The organism is Streptomyces sennicomposti, from assembly GCF_019890635.1.
Taxonomy (GTDB): Bacteria; Actinomycetota; Actinomycetes; order Streptomycetales; family Streptomycetaceae; genus Streptomyces; species Streptomyces sennicomposti.
The window spans coordinates 115,496-130,303 of record NZ_JAIOAB010000008.1; the positions used below are offsets into that span (position 1 = coordinate 115,496).

Genomic DNA, 14,808 nt, shown 5'->3' on the forward strand with positions numbered 1-14,808 from the left:
CCATGAAGCAGCACACCGTCATCGACAGCCCCTACGGCCCGCTCACCCTCGTCGCCGACGACGGGGTCCTGTGCGGCCTCTACATGACCGACCAGCGCCACCGGCCCCCGCAGGAGACGTTCGGCCGTCCCGCCGCCACGGCCGCCTTCCACGCCGCCGGGGAACAACTGGCGGCCTACTTCGCGGGCGAGTTGAGGGAGTTCACCCTCGAACTCAGCCTGACCGGCACCCCGTTCCAGCGCCGGGTGTGGGAGGAGCTGCGCCGCATCCCCTACGGCGCGACCCGCTCGTACGGCGAACTGGCCACCGCACTCGGCGCGCCGGGCGCCTCGCGCGCCGTCGGTCTCGCCAACGGCCGCAATCCCGTCGGCATCATCGTCCCCTGCCACCGCGTGGTCGGCGCGAACGGCAGCCTCACCGGCTACGGCGGCGGGCTGCCCCGCAAGCAGCGCCTGCTGGACCTGGAGACCGGCTCGGCCCTCTTCTGACCGACCGGCCTCCCGGCCGCGCGGGGGCCGTGCTCACCGGCCCCCGGCCGCCCCGGCGGCGCCCCTGGCCAGGGCCCACACGATCACCAGGTCCAGGACCATCACGACGATGGACCACACCGGGTAGTACGGGATGAACATGAACTGGGTGATCAGGCTGACCCCCGCCACCGCGATGCCGGCCCCCCGGCCCCAGCTCCTGCCGGCCAGGATCCCCATGCCGGCGACGACCAGGGCCAGCCCGATCGCGAGATGGAGCCAGCCCCAGGAGGTCAGATCGAACCGGTACGCGTAACCGGGCGGGGAGAACAGGGTGTCCTGCGCGATGCCGGTGACGCCGAGGAGGATGCTGAGCGGGCCGCTCAGCATGAGCGCCGCCCCGGCGAACAGGGCCGCGCTGTCGATCGTCCCGCCCCTGCCGGGCCCGTCCCGCTCCGGGCGCGTCCTGCCGGAAGTCGTTGCCATGGTCTTCGCCCTCCTGTCCTGCGCGGCCGCCGTGGCACACGGCTCTGCGCGAGGCGAACCACGCTCCCTTGCCAGCCTGACCGCGATTCCCCGCCGCCGCGACCGGGCGGGGCGGCCAGGTGCGCGAAACCGCGCTCGGGAGGCCCTTCCCGGCCACAGCACCAGCGTCCCGGGCATGGCCAAGGCCTCTGTCCCGCTCGACGCCGATCTCGTCGTCGAGGCCATGGTGCTCGCCGGTGCGGGCAGGCCCCAGGACGCCGTCGAGCCGGCCGTCCGCGCCCTGCGTCGCACGCGGGCATCGCACGCGGGCCAGGACCGGGACCGCCGCGCACGACGAGGCGCTGCGCGAGGTGGACGGCAAGCCCCGCCAGGTGGACGGCCGACGCCGGGCCTGCCGGTCAGCCGGCGCGGTGGCCGTTCTCCAGCTCCGCCGTGCCGCCGCCCTCGGTGAGGACCTCCAGAGCGGCCAGGACGCGGCGGCCGGTGGCGCCCGGCAGATGGGCGGCGAGGTCGCCCCGGTCGACCAGCCGCCAGGACAGCAGCTCCTCCTCCTGGAGCCGGATCGCCTTCAGCTCCTCCTCGGCGAGCACGCCGCCGTCGAAGAGGTACGCCACCAGCGGCGGCCGGCCGGCGCCGGGCACCCAGTCCACGGCGAGCAGACGGCCCAGCTCGCGGTCGAGGCCGATCTCCTCCAGGGTCTCGCGGCGCGCGCCCTGGCGCGGGGTCTCGCCCGTGTCCGACTCGATCGTGCCGCCCGGCAGCGCCCACCCCTCCCGGTAGTTCGGTTCGACCAGCAGCACCCGCCCCCGCTCGTCGCGGAAGAGGGCGGCGGCGGCGGAGAGGACACGGGGCAGGCCCGCGATGTACGTGGCGTAGTCCGGGATGTCTGGAGTGCTCATCCTGGAAGGGTATCCAGCCGGACCCCCCGCCCCACCTGCTTGTGCCGGCCCGCACGCTGTCCGCGCTTCTCAGGGGGCGGGCGGGGCATGACGGCGGGGGCGGTCGCCGGTTATGGTCGCAGCGGCGCGACTGGCCCCCGTGTGCGGGGCCCGGAGAGCAAGGGGAACGCAAGGTGGCGGACGCTGCAGTGCACGGCACCCGTGGGGTGCTGATTGCCGCGGACAAGTTCAAGGGCTCGCTGACGGCCGTGCAGGTCGCCGAGCGGGTGACGGCCGGGCTGCGCCGGGTCGTGCCGGACCTGGAGGTGGAGGCGCTGCCGGTCGCCGACGGCGGCGACGGCACGGTGGACGCGGCGGTCGCCGCCGGGTTCGAGCGCCGGGAGGTACGGGTCGCCGGTCCCCTCGGCGACGAGGTGACGGCCGCGTTCGCGCTGCGCGGCGACACGGCCGTGGTGGAGATGGCCGAGGCCAGCGGGCTGCAGCGGCTGCCCGCCGGGGTCTTCGCGCCGCTCACCGCCTCGACGTACGGCTCCGGAGAGCTGCTGCGGGCCGCGCTGGACGCGGGCGCGCGGACGATCGTGTTCGGCGTCGGCGGCAGCGCGACCACCGACGGCGGCGCGGGCATGCTGGCGGCGCTCGGGGCGCGGTTCCGCACCGCGTCCGGAGAACCCGTCCCGCCCGGCGGCGGGGGACTGGCGTCCCTCGCGAGCGCGGATCTGTCCGGGCTGGACGAGCGGCTCGCCTCGGTCGAGTTCGTGCTCGCCAGCGACGTGGACAATCCGCTGACCGGGCCGAAGGGCGCGCCCGCGGTGTACGGGCCGCAGAAGGGCGCCTCGCCGGACGACGTGGCGGCGCTGGACGCGGCGCTCGCGCACTACGCGAAGGTGCTGGAGGAGACGATCGGGCCGAAGGCCGCCGAGTACGCCGCCTCGCCGGGGGCCGGCGCGGCGGGCGGCATCGGGTACGGCGCGCTGATCCTCGGGGCGCGGTTCCGCGCCGGGATCGACGTGATGCTGGACGTGCTCGGCTTCGCGCCGGCGCTGGAGCGGGCCTCGCTGGTGATCACCGGGGAGGGGTCGCTGGACGAGCAGACCCTGCACGGCAAGGCCCCGGCCGGGGTGGCCGCGGCCGCGCGGGCGGCGGGCAAGGAGGTCGTCGCGGTGTGCGGGCGGCTGGCGCTGCCGGCGGAGGCGGTGGGGCGGGCCGGGATCCGCCGGGCGTATCCGCTCACGGCCGTCGAGCCGGACGTGGCGAAGTGCATCGCGGACGCGGGCCCCATCCTGGAACGCGTCGCGGAACAGATCGCCCGGGACTTCCTGAGCTGAGGGGGGGGGCTGGGCGCCGGGGATTCTCGCCCCCGCCGCCCCTACCTGTCCCGTACCCGGGGGCTGCCGCCCCCAGCCCCCGCCGTTCAGGGCGCGCGCTGAGTGTGCCAGGGCGCGCCGGAGACTCAGCGAGTCGGGTGGCGGTGGGCATAGGCCGGGGGTCTGGGGGGCGGAGCCCTCAGGGACGAGCACGCGCCACGCAGAAGGGCCCCGGACCGAACCGGTCCGGGGCCCTTCTCAGGTGTGCGTCACGAGCGGAGCGTCACGGCAGCTGCGCCGCCCGCGCCTCGCGACGGTTGTCGCGGAAGTTGTTCACCCGGCGTGCCGTGGCGAACAACGGGATCACCGCGCCCATGACCAGCTGCAGCGCACAGCCGGTCTGCAGGAGCAGCTGCCCGCTGGGGGCGTCGAACGCCCACCCGGCGAGCAGCCCCATCGACAGCACGATCCAGGCGAGCATCGCACCGGCGAGCCGGCCCCGCGGCTTGGGGTACTCCACGCGGCTCACCATCAGCCACGCCGTGCCGAGGATCGCCAGCAGCGTCGCCACGAAGGGCAGCTCCAGCAGCACGATGGAGACCACCGTCAGCGCCCCGAAGGGCGAGGGCATGCCCTGGAACATGCCGTCCTTCAACGTCACGCAGGAGAATCTCGCGAGCCGCAGCACCACCGCCAGCAGCACCACGATCGCCCCGAGCGCGGCCACCCTCTGGTGCGCGTCGTCGGCGACCATGCCGTAGACGAGGACGAAGTACGCCGGGGCCAGACCGAAGCTGATCAGGTCGGAGAGGTTGTCCAGTTCCGCGCCCATGGGGGAGGAGCGCAGCTTGCGGGCCACCAGTCCGTCGAACAGGTCGAAGACGGCCGCGCACAGCATCAGGATGACCGCCGTGGCGGCGCTGTGCCGGGCCATGCCGTTCTCCTGGCTCCCGGTGAGGTGCGGGATCAGGATGCCGGTGGTGGTGAAGTACACGGCCATGAAGCCGCAGGTCGCGTTGCCCAGGGTGAGGGTGTCCGCTATCGACAGCCGGAGCGAGAGAGGCATCTCCTCCTCGTCGTCCAGCTCGTCGGCCTCGGGCACCCAGCCGGCCTGGGTGTCTGGATCAATCACGGTCAATGCGAGTCACCCCAGCCACGGTCTTCTGACCGACCTCGACGGCGACCTCCACGCCCTCGGGCAGATAGAGGTCCACCCGCGAGCCGAAGCGGATCAGGCCGACCCGCTCGCCCTGCTCGACCTTGGTGCCCGACGGGATGTACGGGACGATGCGGCGGGCCACGGCGCCGGCGATCTGGATCATCTCGATGTCACCGAGTTCGGTGTCGAAGTGCCAGACCACCCGCTCGTTGTTCTCGCTCTCCTTGTTGAACGCCGGGACGAACCCACCGGGGATGTGCTCGACCGAGGTGACCGTGCCGGCGAGCGGGGCGCGGTTCACGTGGACGTTCAGCGGGCTCATGAAGATGGCGACGCGGGTGCGGCCGTCCTTCCACGGCATGATGCTCTGCACCACTCCGTCGGCGGGCGAGACGACCCGGCCCTGGGTGATCTCGCGCTCGGGGTCGCGGAAGAACCACAGCATCCCCGCCGCGAGCGCGGTGGCGGGGACGGCCACGGCCTTGGCCACGCCCGAGCGGCGGGCGCGGACAAGGCTGACGGCTGCGGTGGCGACGGTCGGCAGAAGCCACGGCGATGCTCCGCGCGCGAGGCGTACGCCGGCGAGGCTGTCGCGAGGTGCAGAGGTTTGGCTGTGGGGCATGGATGACCTTCGTAGCGGATGATGCCGCGCTGTTCGACGGGGGACGGCGGCTTTCCGCGATCGTAGCGGTTAAGGGCCACAACTGGGTAAGCCGGGAAGCCGAGTCGGCGGCCGGTAACCGCTGACGGGGTGTGATCTTCTTCTCGGCGAAAACACCCCGTACGCGGACAATCAGCCTTGGAACCGATACTCTTCGAGCAGCCTGCGGCCGATGATCATTTTCTGGATCTCGGCGGTACCTTCACCGATGAGCAGCATCGGCGCCTCGCGGTAGAGGCGCTCGATCTCGTACTCCTTGGAGAAGCCGTATCCGCCGTGGATACGGAAGGCGTCTTCCACGACCTCCTTGCAGTACTCCGAGGCCAGGTACTTGGCCATACCGGCCTCGAGGTCGTTGCGCTGCCCGGAGTCCTTCTTGCGGGCCGCGTTCACCATCATGGCATGCGCGGCCTCGACCTTGGTGGCCATTTCGGCCAGTTTGAACTGAATGGCCTGATGCTGGGCGATCGGCTTGCCGAAGGTGCTGCGCTGCTGGGCGTACCGCACACCCAGCTCGAAGGCACGCTGCGCGACACCGCAGCCACGGGCCGCCACGTTCACCCGGCCGACCTCGACGCCGTCCATCATCTGGTAGAAGCCCCGGCCGGTGACCCCGCCGAGCACGCGGTCCGCGGGAATGCGCAGGCCGTCCATGATCAGCTCGGTGGTGTCGACGCCCTTGTAGCCCATCTTGTCGATCTTCCCGGGGATGGTGAGGCCGGGCCGGACCTCGCCGAAGCCGGGCTCCTTCTCCACCAGGAAGGTCGTCATGGACCTGTGCGGCGCGGTGCCCTCGGGGTGACCTTCGTCACTTCGGACCAGGACCGCGACGAGCGACGAGGTGCCGCCGTTGGTCAGCCACATCTTCTGGCCGGTCAGGACGTACTCGTCGCCGTCCTTGACCGCCTTGGAGGAGATGGCCGACACGTCCGAGCCGAGCGCCGGCTCCGACATCGAGAACGCGCCCCGGATGTCGCCGGCCGCCATCCTCGGCAGGAAGTGGTCCTTCTGCTCCTGCGTGCCGTGCTGCTTGAGCATGTACGCGACGATGAAGTGGGTGTTGATGATTCCGGACACCGACATCCAGCCGCGGGCGATCTCCTCCACGCACAGCGCGTACGTCAGCAGAGACTCGCCCAGGCCCCCGTACTCCTCGGGGATCATCAGGCCGAAGAGGCCGAGTTCCTTCAGTCCGTCCACGATCTGCTGGGGGTACTCGTCGCGGTGCTCCAGCTCGGTCGCGACCGGGATGATCTCCTTGTCCACGAAGTCGCGGACGGTGGAGAGGATCTCCTGCTGGACGTCCGTGAGGCCGTGGGTCTGGGCGAGACGGCTCATCTCTACTTCTCCTGCGCCTTCAGCTCCGGGCGGCCGGGCTGCTCGCCGCCGCGCTCCTTGATGTACGTCTCGGTCGGCACCATCACCTTGCGGCGGAAGACGCACACGAGGGTGCCGTCCTGCTTGTAGCCCTTGGTCTCGACGTGCACGATGCCGCGGTCGTTCTTCGACTTCGACGGCCACTTGTCCAGCACGGTCGTCTCGCCGTAGATCGTGTCGCCGTGGAAGGTCGGCGCCACGTGCCTGAGCGACTCGATCTCCAGGTTGGCGATCGCCTTGCCGGAGACGTCCGGGACGGACATGCCGAGCAGCAGGGAGTAGATGTAGTTGCCCACGACGACGTTCTTGCCGAAGTCGGTCGTCGACTCGGCGTAGTTCGCGTCCATGTGGAGCGGGTGGTGGTTCATGGTGAGCAGACAGAAGAGGTGGTCGTCGTACTCCGTGACCGTCTTCCCGGGCCAGTGCTTGTAGACGGCCCCGACCTCGAACTCCTCGTAGGTGCGTCCGAACTGCATCGCGCTCAGGCCTCCGGGATCTCGAACTTCGACGTGCGCCGCATGCCGGCCGCCCGCCCCTTGCCCGCGATGACCAGGGCCATCTTGCGGCTGGCCTCGTCGATCATCTCGTCGCCGAGCATCGCCGAGCCCTTCTTGCCGCCCGCCTCGGACGTGCAGTACTCGTACGCGTCCAGGATCAGCTCGGCGTGGTCGTAGTCCTCCTGGGAGGGCGAGAACACCTCGTTGGCCGCGTCCACCTGGCCGGGGTGCAGCACCCACTTGCCGTCGAAGCCGAGCGCGGCGGCGCGGCCGGCCACCTCGCGGAAGCCGTCGACGTTGCGGATCTGGAGGTAGGGGCCGTCGATCGCCTGGAGGTCGTTGGCGCGCGCGGCCATCAGGATCTTCATCAGGATGTAGTGGTAGGCGTCCGCCGGGTAGCCGGGCGGCTGCTCGCCCACGACCAGCGACTTCATGTTGATCGACGCCATGAAGTCGGCCGGGCCGAAGATGATCGTCTCGATGCGCGGGGAGGCCTGCGCGATCTCGTTGACGTTGTTGAGGCCCTGGGCGTTCTCGATCTGCGCCTCGATGCCGATCCGGCCGACCTCGAAGCCCATGGTCTTCTCGATCTGGGTGAGCAGCAGATCGAGGGCGACGACCTGCTGGGCGTTCTGCACCTTCGGCAGCATGATGCAGTCGAGGTTCGGGCCGGCCCCCTCGACCACCGTCACGACGTCCCGGTACGTCCACTCGGTCGTCCAGTCGTTGACGCGCACGACCCTGGTCTTGCCCGTCCAGTCGCCCTCGTTGAGGAACTTGACGATGGTGTGCCGCGCCTCGGGCTTGGCCAGCGGCGCGCAGGCGTCCTCCAGGTCCAGGAAGACCTGGTCGGCGGGCAGGCCCTGCGCCTTCTCCAGGAAGCGCGGGTTGCTGCCGGGGACCGCCAGACACGAGCGCCGCGGGCGCAGGCGGTTGACAGGCGTCGTCATGCGGGGACCTCCAGGGGGTCGAGCTTGTTCGCTTTCCGGATCTCGTCGACGATCGCGCCGATGATGCCGGTGATGTCGAAGTCCTTCGGGGTGAAGACGGCGGCCACGCCGGCGGCCCGCAGGTCTTCGGCGTCACCGTTCGGGATGATGCCACCGGCGATCACCGGAATATCTGTGGCACCGGCCACACGCAGCCGCTCCAGCACGTCCGGCACCAGCTGCGCGTGCGAGCCGGACAGGATGGACAGGCCCACCGCGTGCACGTCCTCGGCCAGGGCGGCGTCCACGATCTGCTCCGGGGTGAGCCGGATGCCCTGGTAGACCACCTCGAAGCCGGCGTCGCGGGCCCGCACGGCGATCTGCTCGGCACCGTTGGAGTGGCCGTCCAGGCCCGGCTTGCCGACCAGGAAGCGCAGTTTGCCCACCCCGAGGTCCTGGGCCGTCAGCTCCACCTTGCGGCGCACCTCCGACAGGGCCGAGCCCGCCTCGGCGGTGACCGCCACCGGCGCCGAGGACACCCCGGTCGGCGCCCGGAACTCGCCGAACACCTCGCGCAGCGCCCCGGCCCACTCGCCGGTCGTGACGCCCGCGCGGGCGCACTCCAGGGTGGCCTCCATCAGGTTCTCGGTGCCCTTGGCGGCCTCCTTCAGCCGCTCCAGCGCCTTGCAGGGGCGCGGGTGGTTGAAGGGCGGCTGGTAGCGGGTGTCGCGCCAGTTCTGCAGCGCGGCGATCACCCGTGCCTCGACCGCCGGGTCGACCGTCTGGATCGCGGTGTCCAGATCGGCCGTGAGCGGGTTGGGCTCGGTGCCCTCGAAGATGTTGACGCCGACGATCTTCTCCTGGCCCGACTCGATCCGGGCCCGGCGCTCGGCGTGCGAGGCGACCAGCTGGGACTTGAGGTAGCCGGACTCCACGGCGGCCATCGCGCCGCCCAGCTCCTGGATGTGGTCGATCTCGGCGAGCACCTCCTCGACCAGGCCGGCCACCTTCGCCTCGATCACCTTCGAGCCCTCGAAGATGTCGTCGTACTCCAGCAGGTCGCTCTCGTAAGCGAGCACCTGCTGGATGCGCAGGGACCACTGCTGGTCCCAGGGGCGGGGCAGGCCGAGCGCCTCGTTCCAGGCGGGCAGCTGCACGGCGCGTGCGCGGGCGTCCTTGGAGAGGGTGACGGCCAGCATCTCCAGCACGATCCGCTGGACGTTGTTCTCCGGCTGCGCCTCGGTCAGCCCGAGGGAGTTGACCTGGACGCCGTAGCGGAAGCGGCGGTGCTTGGGGTTCTCGATGCCGTACCGCTCGCGGGTGATCTTGTCCCAGATGCGGCCGAACGCCCGCATCTTGCACATCTCCTCGACGAAGCGCACGCCCGCGTTCACGAAGAAGGAGATCCGCGCCACCACGTCGCCCATGCGCTCCTCGGGCACCTGGCCCGAGTCGCGCACGGCGTCCAGGACGGCGATCGCGGTGGACATCGCGTACGCGATCTCCTGCACCGGCGTGGCCCCGGCCTCCTGCAGGTGGTAGCTGCAGATGTTGATCGGGTTCCACTTCGGGATGTGGGAGACCGTGTACGCGATCATGTCCGTCGTCAGCCGGAGCGACGGCCCGGGCGGGAACACGTGCGTCCCGCGCGAGAGGTACTCCTTGACGATGTCGTTCTGGGTCGTGCCCTGGAGCTTGGTGATGTCCGCGCCCTGCTCCTCGGCGACGACCTGGTAGAGCGCCAGCAGCCACATGGCGGTGGCGTTGATCGTCATCGAGGTGTTCATCTGCTCCAGGGGGATGTCCTGGAACAGCCGGCGCATGTCACCGAGGTGCCCGATCGGCACACCCACCCGGCCGACCTCGCCGCGGGCGAGGATGTGGTCGGAGTCGTAGCCGGTCTGCGTCGGCAGGTCGAACGCCACCGACAGACCCGTCTGACCCTTGGCGAGGTTGCGCCGGTACAGCTCGTTGGACGCCTCGGCCGTGGAGTGACCGGCGTACGTGCGCATGAGCCACGGCCGGTCCTTCTCCCGCCGGTCCCCGGCAGGCTGACGCTCAGTCATGTATGACCTCGGTGTCTCAGATGTTCCGGAAGCGGTTGATGGCGTCGAGGTGCTCGGCGCGCATCTCCTCGTCGCGCACGCCCAGGCCTTCCTCGGGCGCCAGGCACAGCACGCCGACCTTGCCCTGGTGGACGTTGCGGTGCACGTCGTGGGCGGCCTGGCCGGTGTCCTCCAGGGAGTACACCTTCGACAGGGTGGGGTGGATCTTGCCCTTGGCGATGAGGCGGTTGGCCTCCCAGGCCTCGCGGTAGTTCGCGAAGTGCGAGCCGATGATCCGCTTCAGCGACATCCACAGGTAGCGGTTGTCGTACTCGTGCATGTAGCCCGAGGTGGACGCGCAGGTGGTGATGGTGCCGCCCTTGCGGGTGACGAAGACGGAGGCGCCGAAGGTCTCGCGGCCGGGGTGCTCGAAGACGATGTCGATGTCCTCGCCGCCGGTCAGCTCGCGGATGCGCTTGCCGAAGCGCTTCCACTCCTTGGGGTCCTGGGTCTTCTCGTCCTTCCAGAACTTGTAGCCCTCGGCGTTGCGGTCGATGATCGCCTCGGCGCCCATCGACCGGCAGATCTCCGCCTTCTGCGGGCTGCTGACCACGCAGATCGGGTTGGCGCCGCCGGCCAGCGCGAACTGGGTGGCGTAGGAGCCGAGGCCGCCGCTGGCGCCCCAGATCAGGACGTTGTCGCCCTGCTTCATGCCGGCGCCGTTGCGCGAGACGAGCTGGCGGTAGGCGGTGGAGTTGACCAGGCCGGGCGCCGCGGCCTCCTCCCAGCTGAGGTGGTCCGGCTTCGGCATCAGCTGGTTGGACTTGACGAGGGCGATCTCGGCGAGGCCGCCGAAGTTCGTCTCGAAGCCCCAGATGCGCTGCTCGGGGTCGAGCATGGTGTCGTTGTGGCCGTCGGACGACTCCAGCTCGACGGACAGACAGTGCGCGACGACCTCGTCGCCGGGCTTCCAGGCGTTGACGCCGGGGCCGGTGCGCAGGACGACGCCCGCGAGGTCGGAGCCGATGATGTGGTATGGCAGGTCGTGCCGCTTGGCCAGCTCGTTGGTGCGGCCGTAGCGCTCCAGGAAGCCGAACGTGGACAGCGGCTCGAAGATCGAGGTCCACACGGAGTTGTAGTTCACCGAGGAGGCCATGACGGCCACCAGGGCTTCGCCCGGGCCGAGTTCGGGCAGCGGCACCTCGTCCAGGTGCAGCGACTTGCGCGGGTCCTTGTCGCGGGTGTCCAGGCCCGCGAACATCTCCGTCTCGTCCTTGTGCACGGTGATCGCGCGGTACGACTCGGGGAGCGGCAGAGCGGCGAAGTCGGCGGACGTGGCGTCCTTCGACTGGATCGCGTCCAGGATGTCCTTCACGGTCACGGTGTTGCCTCCGGCGATGAGCGCCCTGAGGGAGGGGCGCTGAGGGGTACGTCGGTGCTGCTGGGTGTTTCGGGAGGGGCGCCGTCGGTTCGGCTCGGTGGTGCGTGGCAGCGCTTTGTGGCGCGGGAGGGTGCCTGTGACGCAGGCGTCCGGGCGGGCAGGCCATCGGTCTGCCGGGACAGCCGGCGTGCGTGCGGTTCGCCGCACTCCGGCCGCTCGGACCTCTTCAACGTATGACACCGCGTGTCAGCTGGCAAGGCACTGAGTGCCAGGAATTCCGCTCAGGCGAAATCTTTACGTAACAAATGAGCGATGATCGATCGAACGGCATGTCGGAGCCCCCAGAAAAGGGCCTCTGACATGCCAAAACGGCCACCCGGAGGGGTGGCCGTCATCACAGCGGGGGTGGGTATTCGGGCGGGGACTTGCGCGGGAACTTCCGGCGGCGGGCCGGCGGGTGGCAGGGCCGCAGGCCCGCCGCCTGCCAGGGGCGCGGGGAACTGCGCGCCCAGCCACAGACCACCCGCACCCGCCCACGAAACCGGACCCCACCGCCCCCTGGGCGCCCGGCGGACAACACCTCTCAGCGGCTCTTCAGAGCCTCCTCGATCGTCCGCATGACCTCGTCCAGCGGAGCATCCGTACGGGCCACCGTGACCAGCACCTCGCCCTGGTGGGACACCGTCGCCCCGGAGGGCCCCGCGGGGGCCGCCGACGCCGGCGGAGTGCTGCGCCCCGCCCCGATCCCGGTGCCGAACGTCTTGCGGACGATCGCGAAGGCGTGGTCGAGCTGCGCCTCCACGTCGCCCTGCCCGTCCGCCCTGAGCCAGCGCCGCAGCACGTGGTTGTGCGCGGTGACCACCGCGGAGGCGGCGACCTCGGCCAGCAGCGGGTCGTCGTTGGCGTCGTCGGCGTGCGCGCGCTCGTCGAAGTGGCCCAGCAGATAGCGCGTGAACAGCCGCTCGTAGCGGGCCACCGAGGCGATCTCCGCCTCGCGCAGCGTCGGGACCTCGCGGGTCAGCTTGTAGCGGGCCACCGAGATGTCCGGCCGCGCCGCGTACATCTTCATGACCTCCTTGATCCCCCGGCACACCGTGTCGAGCGGGTGCTCGTGCGCGGGCGCGGCGTTCAGGACCGCCTCGGCGCGGATCAGGGTGTCGTCGTGGTCCGGGAAGATCGCCTCTTCCTTGGAGCGGAAGTGGCGGAAGAAGGTGCGGCGGGCGACCCCGGCCGCCGCGGCGATCTCGTCGACCGTGGTCGCCTCGTACCCCTTCGTCGCGAACAGCTCCATCGCGGCGGCGGCCAGCTCCCGGCGCATCTTGAGCCGTTGGGCGGCGGCGCGGGAGCCGGCGGCGCTCTCCGGCGCGTCGGACGTGGCGGGGGTGCGTGAGGACTTGGCGGGCTGGGGCATGACCCGAACGTACTGCATGTGCGCGGCCCGGTGCGCGGCTCCCCGGCTTCCGCCGCCCCCGGCGGCCGGGGGCGGGGCGGCTGGCTCCAGCAGACCACCCCACTCCCGGCCGTCCGGCGGCCGGTCGCCGGACGGCTCAGCGGCGGGCATATTCGCGGAAGCCGCGGCCCGTCTTGCGGCCGAGGCAGCCCGCGGCGACCAAGTGCTCCAGCAGCGGCGCCGGCGCCAGGCCCGGGTCGCGGAACTCGCGGTGCAGCACCTTCTCGATGGCCAGCGAGACGTCCAGGCCGACCACGTCCAGCAGCTCGAACGGCCCCATCGGGTAGCCGCCGCCGAGCTTCATCGCCGCGTCGATGTCGTCCAGCGTCGCGTAGTGCTCCTGCACCATCTTGATCGCGTTGTTCAGGTACGGGAACAGCAGCGCGTTCACGATGAAACCGGCCCGGTCGCCGCAGTCCACGGGGTGCTTCCTGATCCGCCCGCACACCTCGCGGACCGTGGCGTGCACGTCCTCGGCGGTCAGCACCGTGCGCACGACCTCGACCAGCTTCATGGCCGGGGCCGGGTTGAAGAAGTGCATGCCGATCACGTCCTGGGGACGCGAGGTGGCGCGGGCGCAGGCGACCACCGGCAGCGAGGAGGTGGTGGTGGCGAGCACCGCGCCCGGCTTGCAGACCTTGTCCAGCGTCGCGAACAGCTGCTGCTTGACGGCCAGGTCCTCGGCGACGGCCTCCACGGCCAGGTCCACGTCGGCGAAGTCGTCGTAGGAGCCCGTCGCCGTGATCCGGTCCAGGGTCTGCGCGGCGGCCTCGGCGGTCAGCCGGCCCTTGTCGACGGAGCGCGAAAGCGACTTGCCGATACGGGCCTTGGCGGTCTGGGCCTTCTCCGCGCTGCGCGCGGCCAGCACCACCTCGTAGCCGGCCTTGGCGAAGACCTCGGCGATGCCGGAGGCCATGGTGCCCGACCCGGCCACGCCCACCGAGCGCACCGGGCGGCCGGCGGCGAGCGCGCCGCCCTCCAGCGGGGTCAGCGCGTCCCGCACGACGGTGGCGCTGCCCGGGGCCTCGTAGGTGTAGAAGCCGCGGCCCGCCTTGCGGCCGGTCAGCCCGGCCTCGCTGAGCTGCTTGAGGATCGGCGCGGGGGCGTGCAGCCGGTCGCGCGACTCGGCGTACATGGCCTCCAGGACCGTACGCGCGGTGTCCACGCCGATCAGGTCCAGCAGGGCCAGGGGGCCCATCGGCAGACCGCAGCCCAGGCGCATCGCGGCGTCGATGTCCTCGCGGGAGGCGTACTTCGCCTCGTACATCGCGGCGGCCTGGTTGAGGTAGCCGAACAGCAGCCCGTCGGCGACGAACCCGGGCCGGTCGCCCACCGCGACGGGCTCCTTGCCCAGTTCCAGGGCGAGGTCGGTGACGGCGGCGACGGCCTGCGGCGCGGTGAGCACCGAGGAGACCACCTCGACCAGCTTCATCGCCTGCGCCGGGTTGAAGAAGTGCAGGCCGAGGACGCGCTCGGGGTGCGCGGAGTCGGCGGCCAGGCGGGTCACCGACAGGGCGTTGGTGCCGGTGGCGAGGATCGCGCCGGGCCGCACGACGGTGTCCAGCTCGCGGAAGATCTGCTGCTTGATCTCGTACGACTCCGGGGCCACCTCGATGACCAGGTCGGCGTCGGCGGCGGCGGACAGTTCGGTGGCGGTGCGCACACGGGCGAGGACGTCCGCGCGCTCCTGCCCGGTCAGCCGGCCGCGCTCCACGGCGCGGGCGGTGGAGGCCTCCAGGGCGGCGACGCACTTGGCGGTCGCGGCCTCGCTGACGTCGATGCCGACGACCTCGCGGCCGGCCCGGGCGAGGACTTCGGTGATGCCGGCGCCCATGGTGCCGAGACCGACCACGGCGATCGTCTTCAGCGGGGACAGAGGGCTGTCGGAGAGGGGAGCGGCCATCGCGGGACTCCAGGAATGAGGGGTGACGACTGGGAACGCGACCGGGTGCGCCGAGGGGCGCACCGGGTGCGTGAGGGAATTTCGGGTGCGGGTGTTCCGGGCTACGAGCGCACACGCCCGGCGCCGGTCGCCGCGGGCGCGCACACGCCCGGGCAGCGGCGGGAAGCCGACCGGCTCTGTCCCGAAGCCGGGTCGTACTGCGGTACAGCGGTACTTGTCGTACGAGTCCTGCGGAGTCGTACGCCGTACC

At 71.3% G+C, this 14,808-nt stretch carries 13 protein-coding genes and 1 pseudogene; 3 read left to right on the forward strand and 11 right to left on the reverse strand.

Features of this window, described 5'->3' with window-relative positions; translation table 11 throughout:
- Nucleotides 1–2: 2 nt before the first annotated feature.
- A complete protein-coding gene (locus K7787_RS07575; protein ID WP_223000917.1) occupies nt 3–488 on the forward strand; it encodes a methylated-DNA--[protein]-cysteine S-methyltransferase in 486 nt (161 codons plus the stop codon).
- 33 nt (nt 489–521) lie between these two features.
- On the opposite strand, the gene K7787_RS07580 is transcribed toward K7787_RS07575, so the two are convergent.
- Nucleotides 522–953 carry a DUF7144 family membrane protein gene (locus K7787_RS07580; protein WP_223000918.1) on the reverse strand — a complete coding sequence of 144 codons (432 nt, stop codon included), beginning with the start codon at nt 951–953 and terminating at the stop codon, nt 522–524.
- 175 nt (nt 954–1,128) lie between these two features.
- On the opposite strand from K7787_RS07580, the pseudogene K7787_RS31645 reads away from it, so the two are divergent.
- A pseudogene (locus K7787_RS31645) lies at nt 1,129–1,265 on the forward strand (DUF2191 domain-containing protein); the annotation flags it as partial.
- A gap of 86 nt (nt 1,266–1,351) precedes the next feature.
- Here the strand turns inward: K7787_RS31645 and K7787_RS07585 are convergent.
- Nucleotides 1,352–1,852, reverse strand: coding sequence for an NUDIX domain-containing protein (locus tag K7787_RS07585; RefSeq protein WP_164391609.1), 501 nt, complete (start codon nt 1,850–1,852; stop codon nt 1,352–1,354).
- Nucleotides 1,853–2,040: 188 nt separating this feature from the next.
- Between K7787_RS07585 and K7787_RS07590 the strand changes: the two genes are divergently transcribed.
- A complete protein-coding gene (locus K7787_RS07590; RefSeq protein ID WP_078625032.1) occupies nt 2,041–3,177 on the forward strand; it encodes a glycerate kinase in 1,137 nt (378 codons plus the stop codon).
- Nucleotides 3,178–3,439: 262 nt separating this feature from the next.
- Here K7787_RS07590 and pssA read toward each other — a convergent pair whose 3' ends face one another.
- The 9 genes from pssA to K7787_RS07635 form a co-directional block, all read right to left on the reverse strand.
- Complete coding sequence (gene pssA, locus K7787_RS07595; protein WP_019985128.1) at nt 3,440–4,258, reverse strand: CDP-diacylglycerol--serine O-phosphatidyltransferase; 819 nt, start codon at nt 4,256–4,258, stop codon at nt 3,440–3,442.
- Between the two features lie 22 nt (nt 4,259–4,280).
- Nucleotides 4,281–4,937 (reverse strand): phosphatidylserine decarboxylase, encoded by a 657-nt coding sequence (locus tag K7787_RS07600; protein WP_009191445.1) that lies wholly within the window; start codon nt 4,935–4,937, stop codon nt 4,281–4,283.
- 171 nt (nt 4,938–5,108) lie between these two features.
- Nucleotides 5,109–6,314, reverse strand: coding sequence for an acyl-CoA dehydrogenase family protein (locus tag K7787_RS07605; protein ID WP_223000919.1), 1,206 nt, complete (start codon nt 6,312–6,314; stop codon nt 5,109–5,111).
- Between the two features lie 2 nt (nt 6,315–6,316).
- Nucleotides 6,317–6,829, reverse strand: a complete 513-nt coding sequence (locus K7787_RS07610; protein ID WP_009191447.1) for a MaoC family dehydratase — start codon at nt 6,827–6,829, stop codon at nt 6,317–6,319.
- Between the two features lie 5 nt (nt 6,830–6,834).
- Entirely contained in the window at nt 6,835–7,800 is a 966-nt protein-coding gene (locus tag K7787_RS07615; RefSeq protein ID WP_009191448.1) for an HpcH/HpaI aldolase/citrate lyase family protein, read from the reverse strand.
- A complete protein-coding gene (locus K7787_RS07620) occupies nt 7,797–9,845 on the reverse strand; it encodes an ethylmalonyl-CoA mutase (RefSeq protein WP_169439175.1) in 2,049 nt (682 codons plus the stop codon). The genes K7787_RS07615 and K7787_RS07620 overlap by 4 nt, the downstream gene beginning before the upstream one ends.
- Before the next feature lie 16 nt (nt 9,846–9,861).
- On the reverse strand, nt 9,862–11,199 hold the full coding sequence (gene ccrA / locus K7787_RS07625; protein WP_009191450.1) for a crotonyl-CoA carboxylase/reductase: 1,338 nt from the start codon (nt 11,197–11,199) through the stop codon (nt 9,862–9,864).
- Nucleotides 11,200–11,788: 589 nt separating this feature from the next.
- Nucleotides 11,789–12,616 (reverse strand): TetR family transcriptional regulator, encoded by an 828-nt coding sequence (locus K7787_RS07630; protein WP_009191451.1) that lies wholly within the window; start codon nt 12,614–12,616, stop codon nt 11,789–11,791.
- A gap of 136 nt (nt 12,617–12,752) precedes the next feature.
- Nucleotides 12,753–14,558, reverse strand: a complete 1,806-nt coding sequence (locus K7787_RS07635) for a 3-hydroxyacyl-CoA dehydrogenase family protein (RefSeq protein WP_223000920.1) — start codon at nt 14,556–14,558, stop codon at nt 12,753–12,755.
- Between the last annotated feature and the right edge of the window lie 250 nt (nt 14,559–14,808).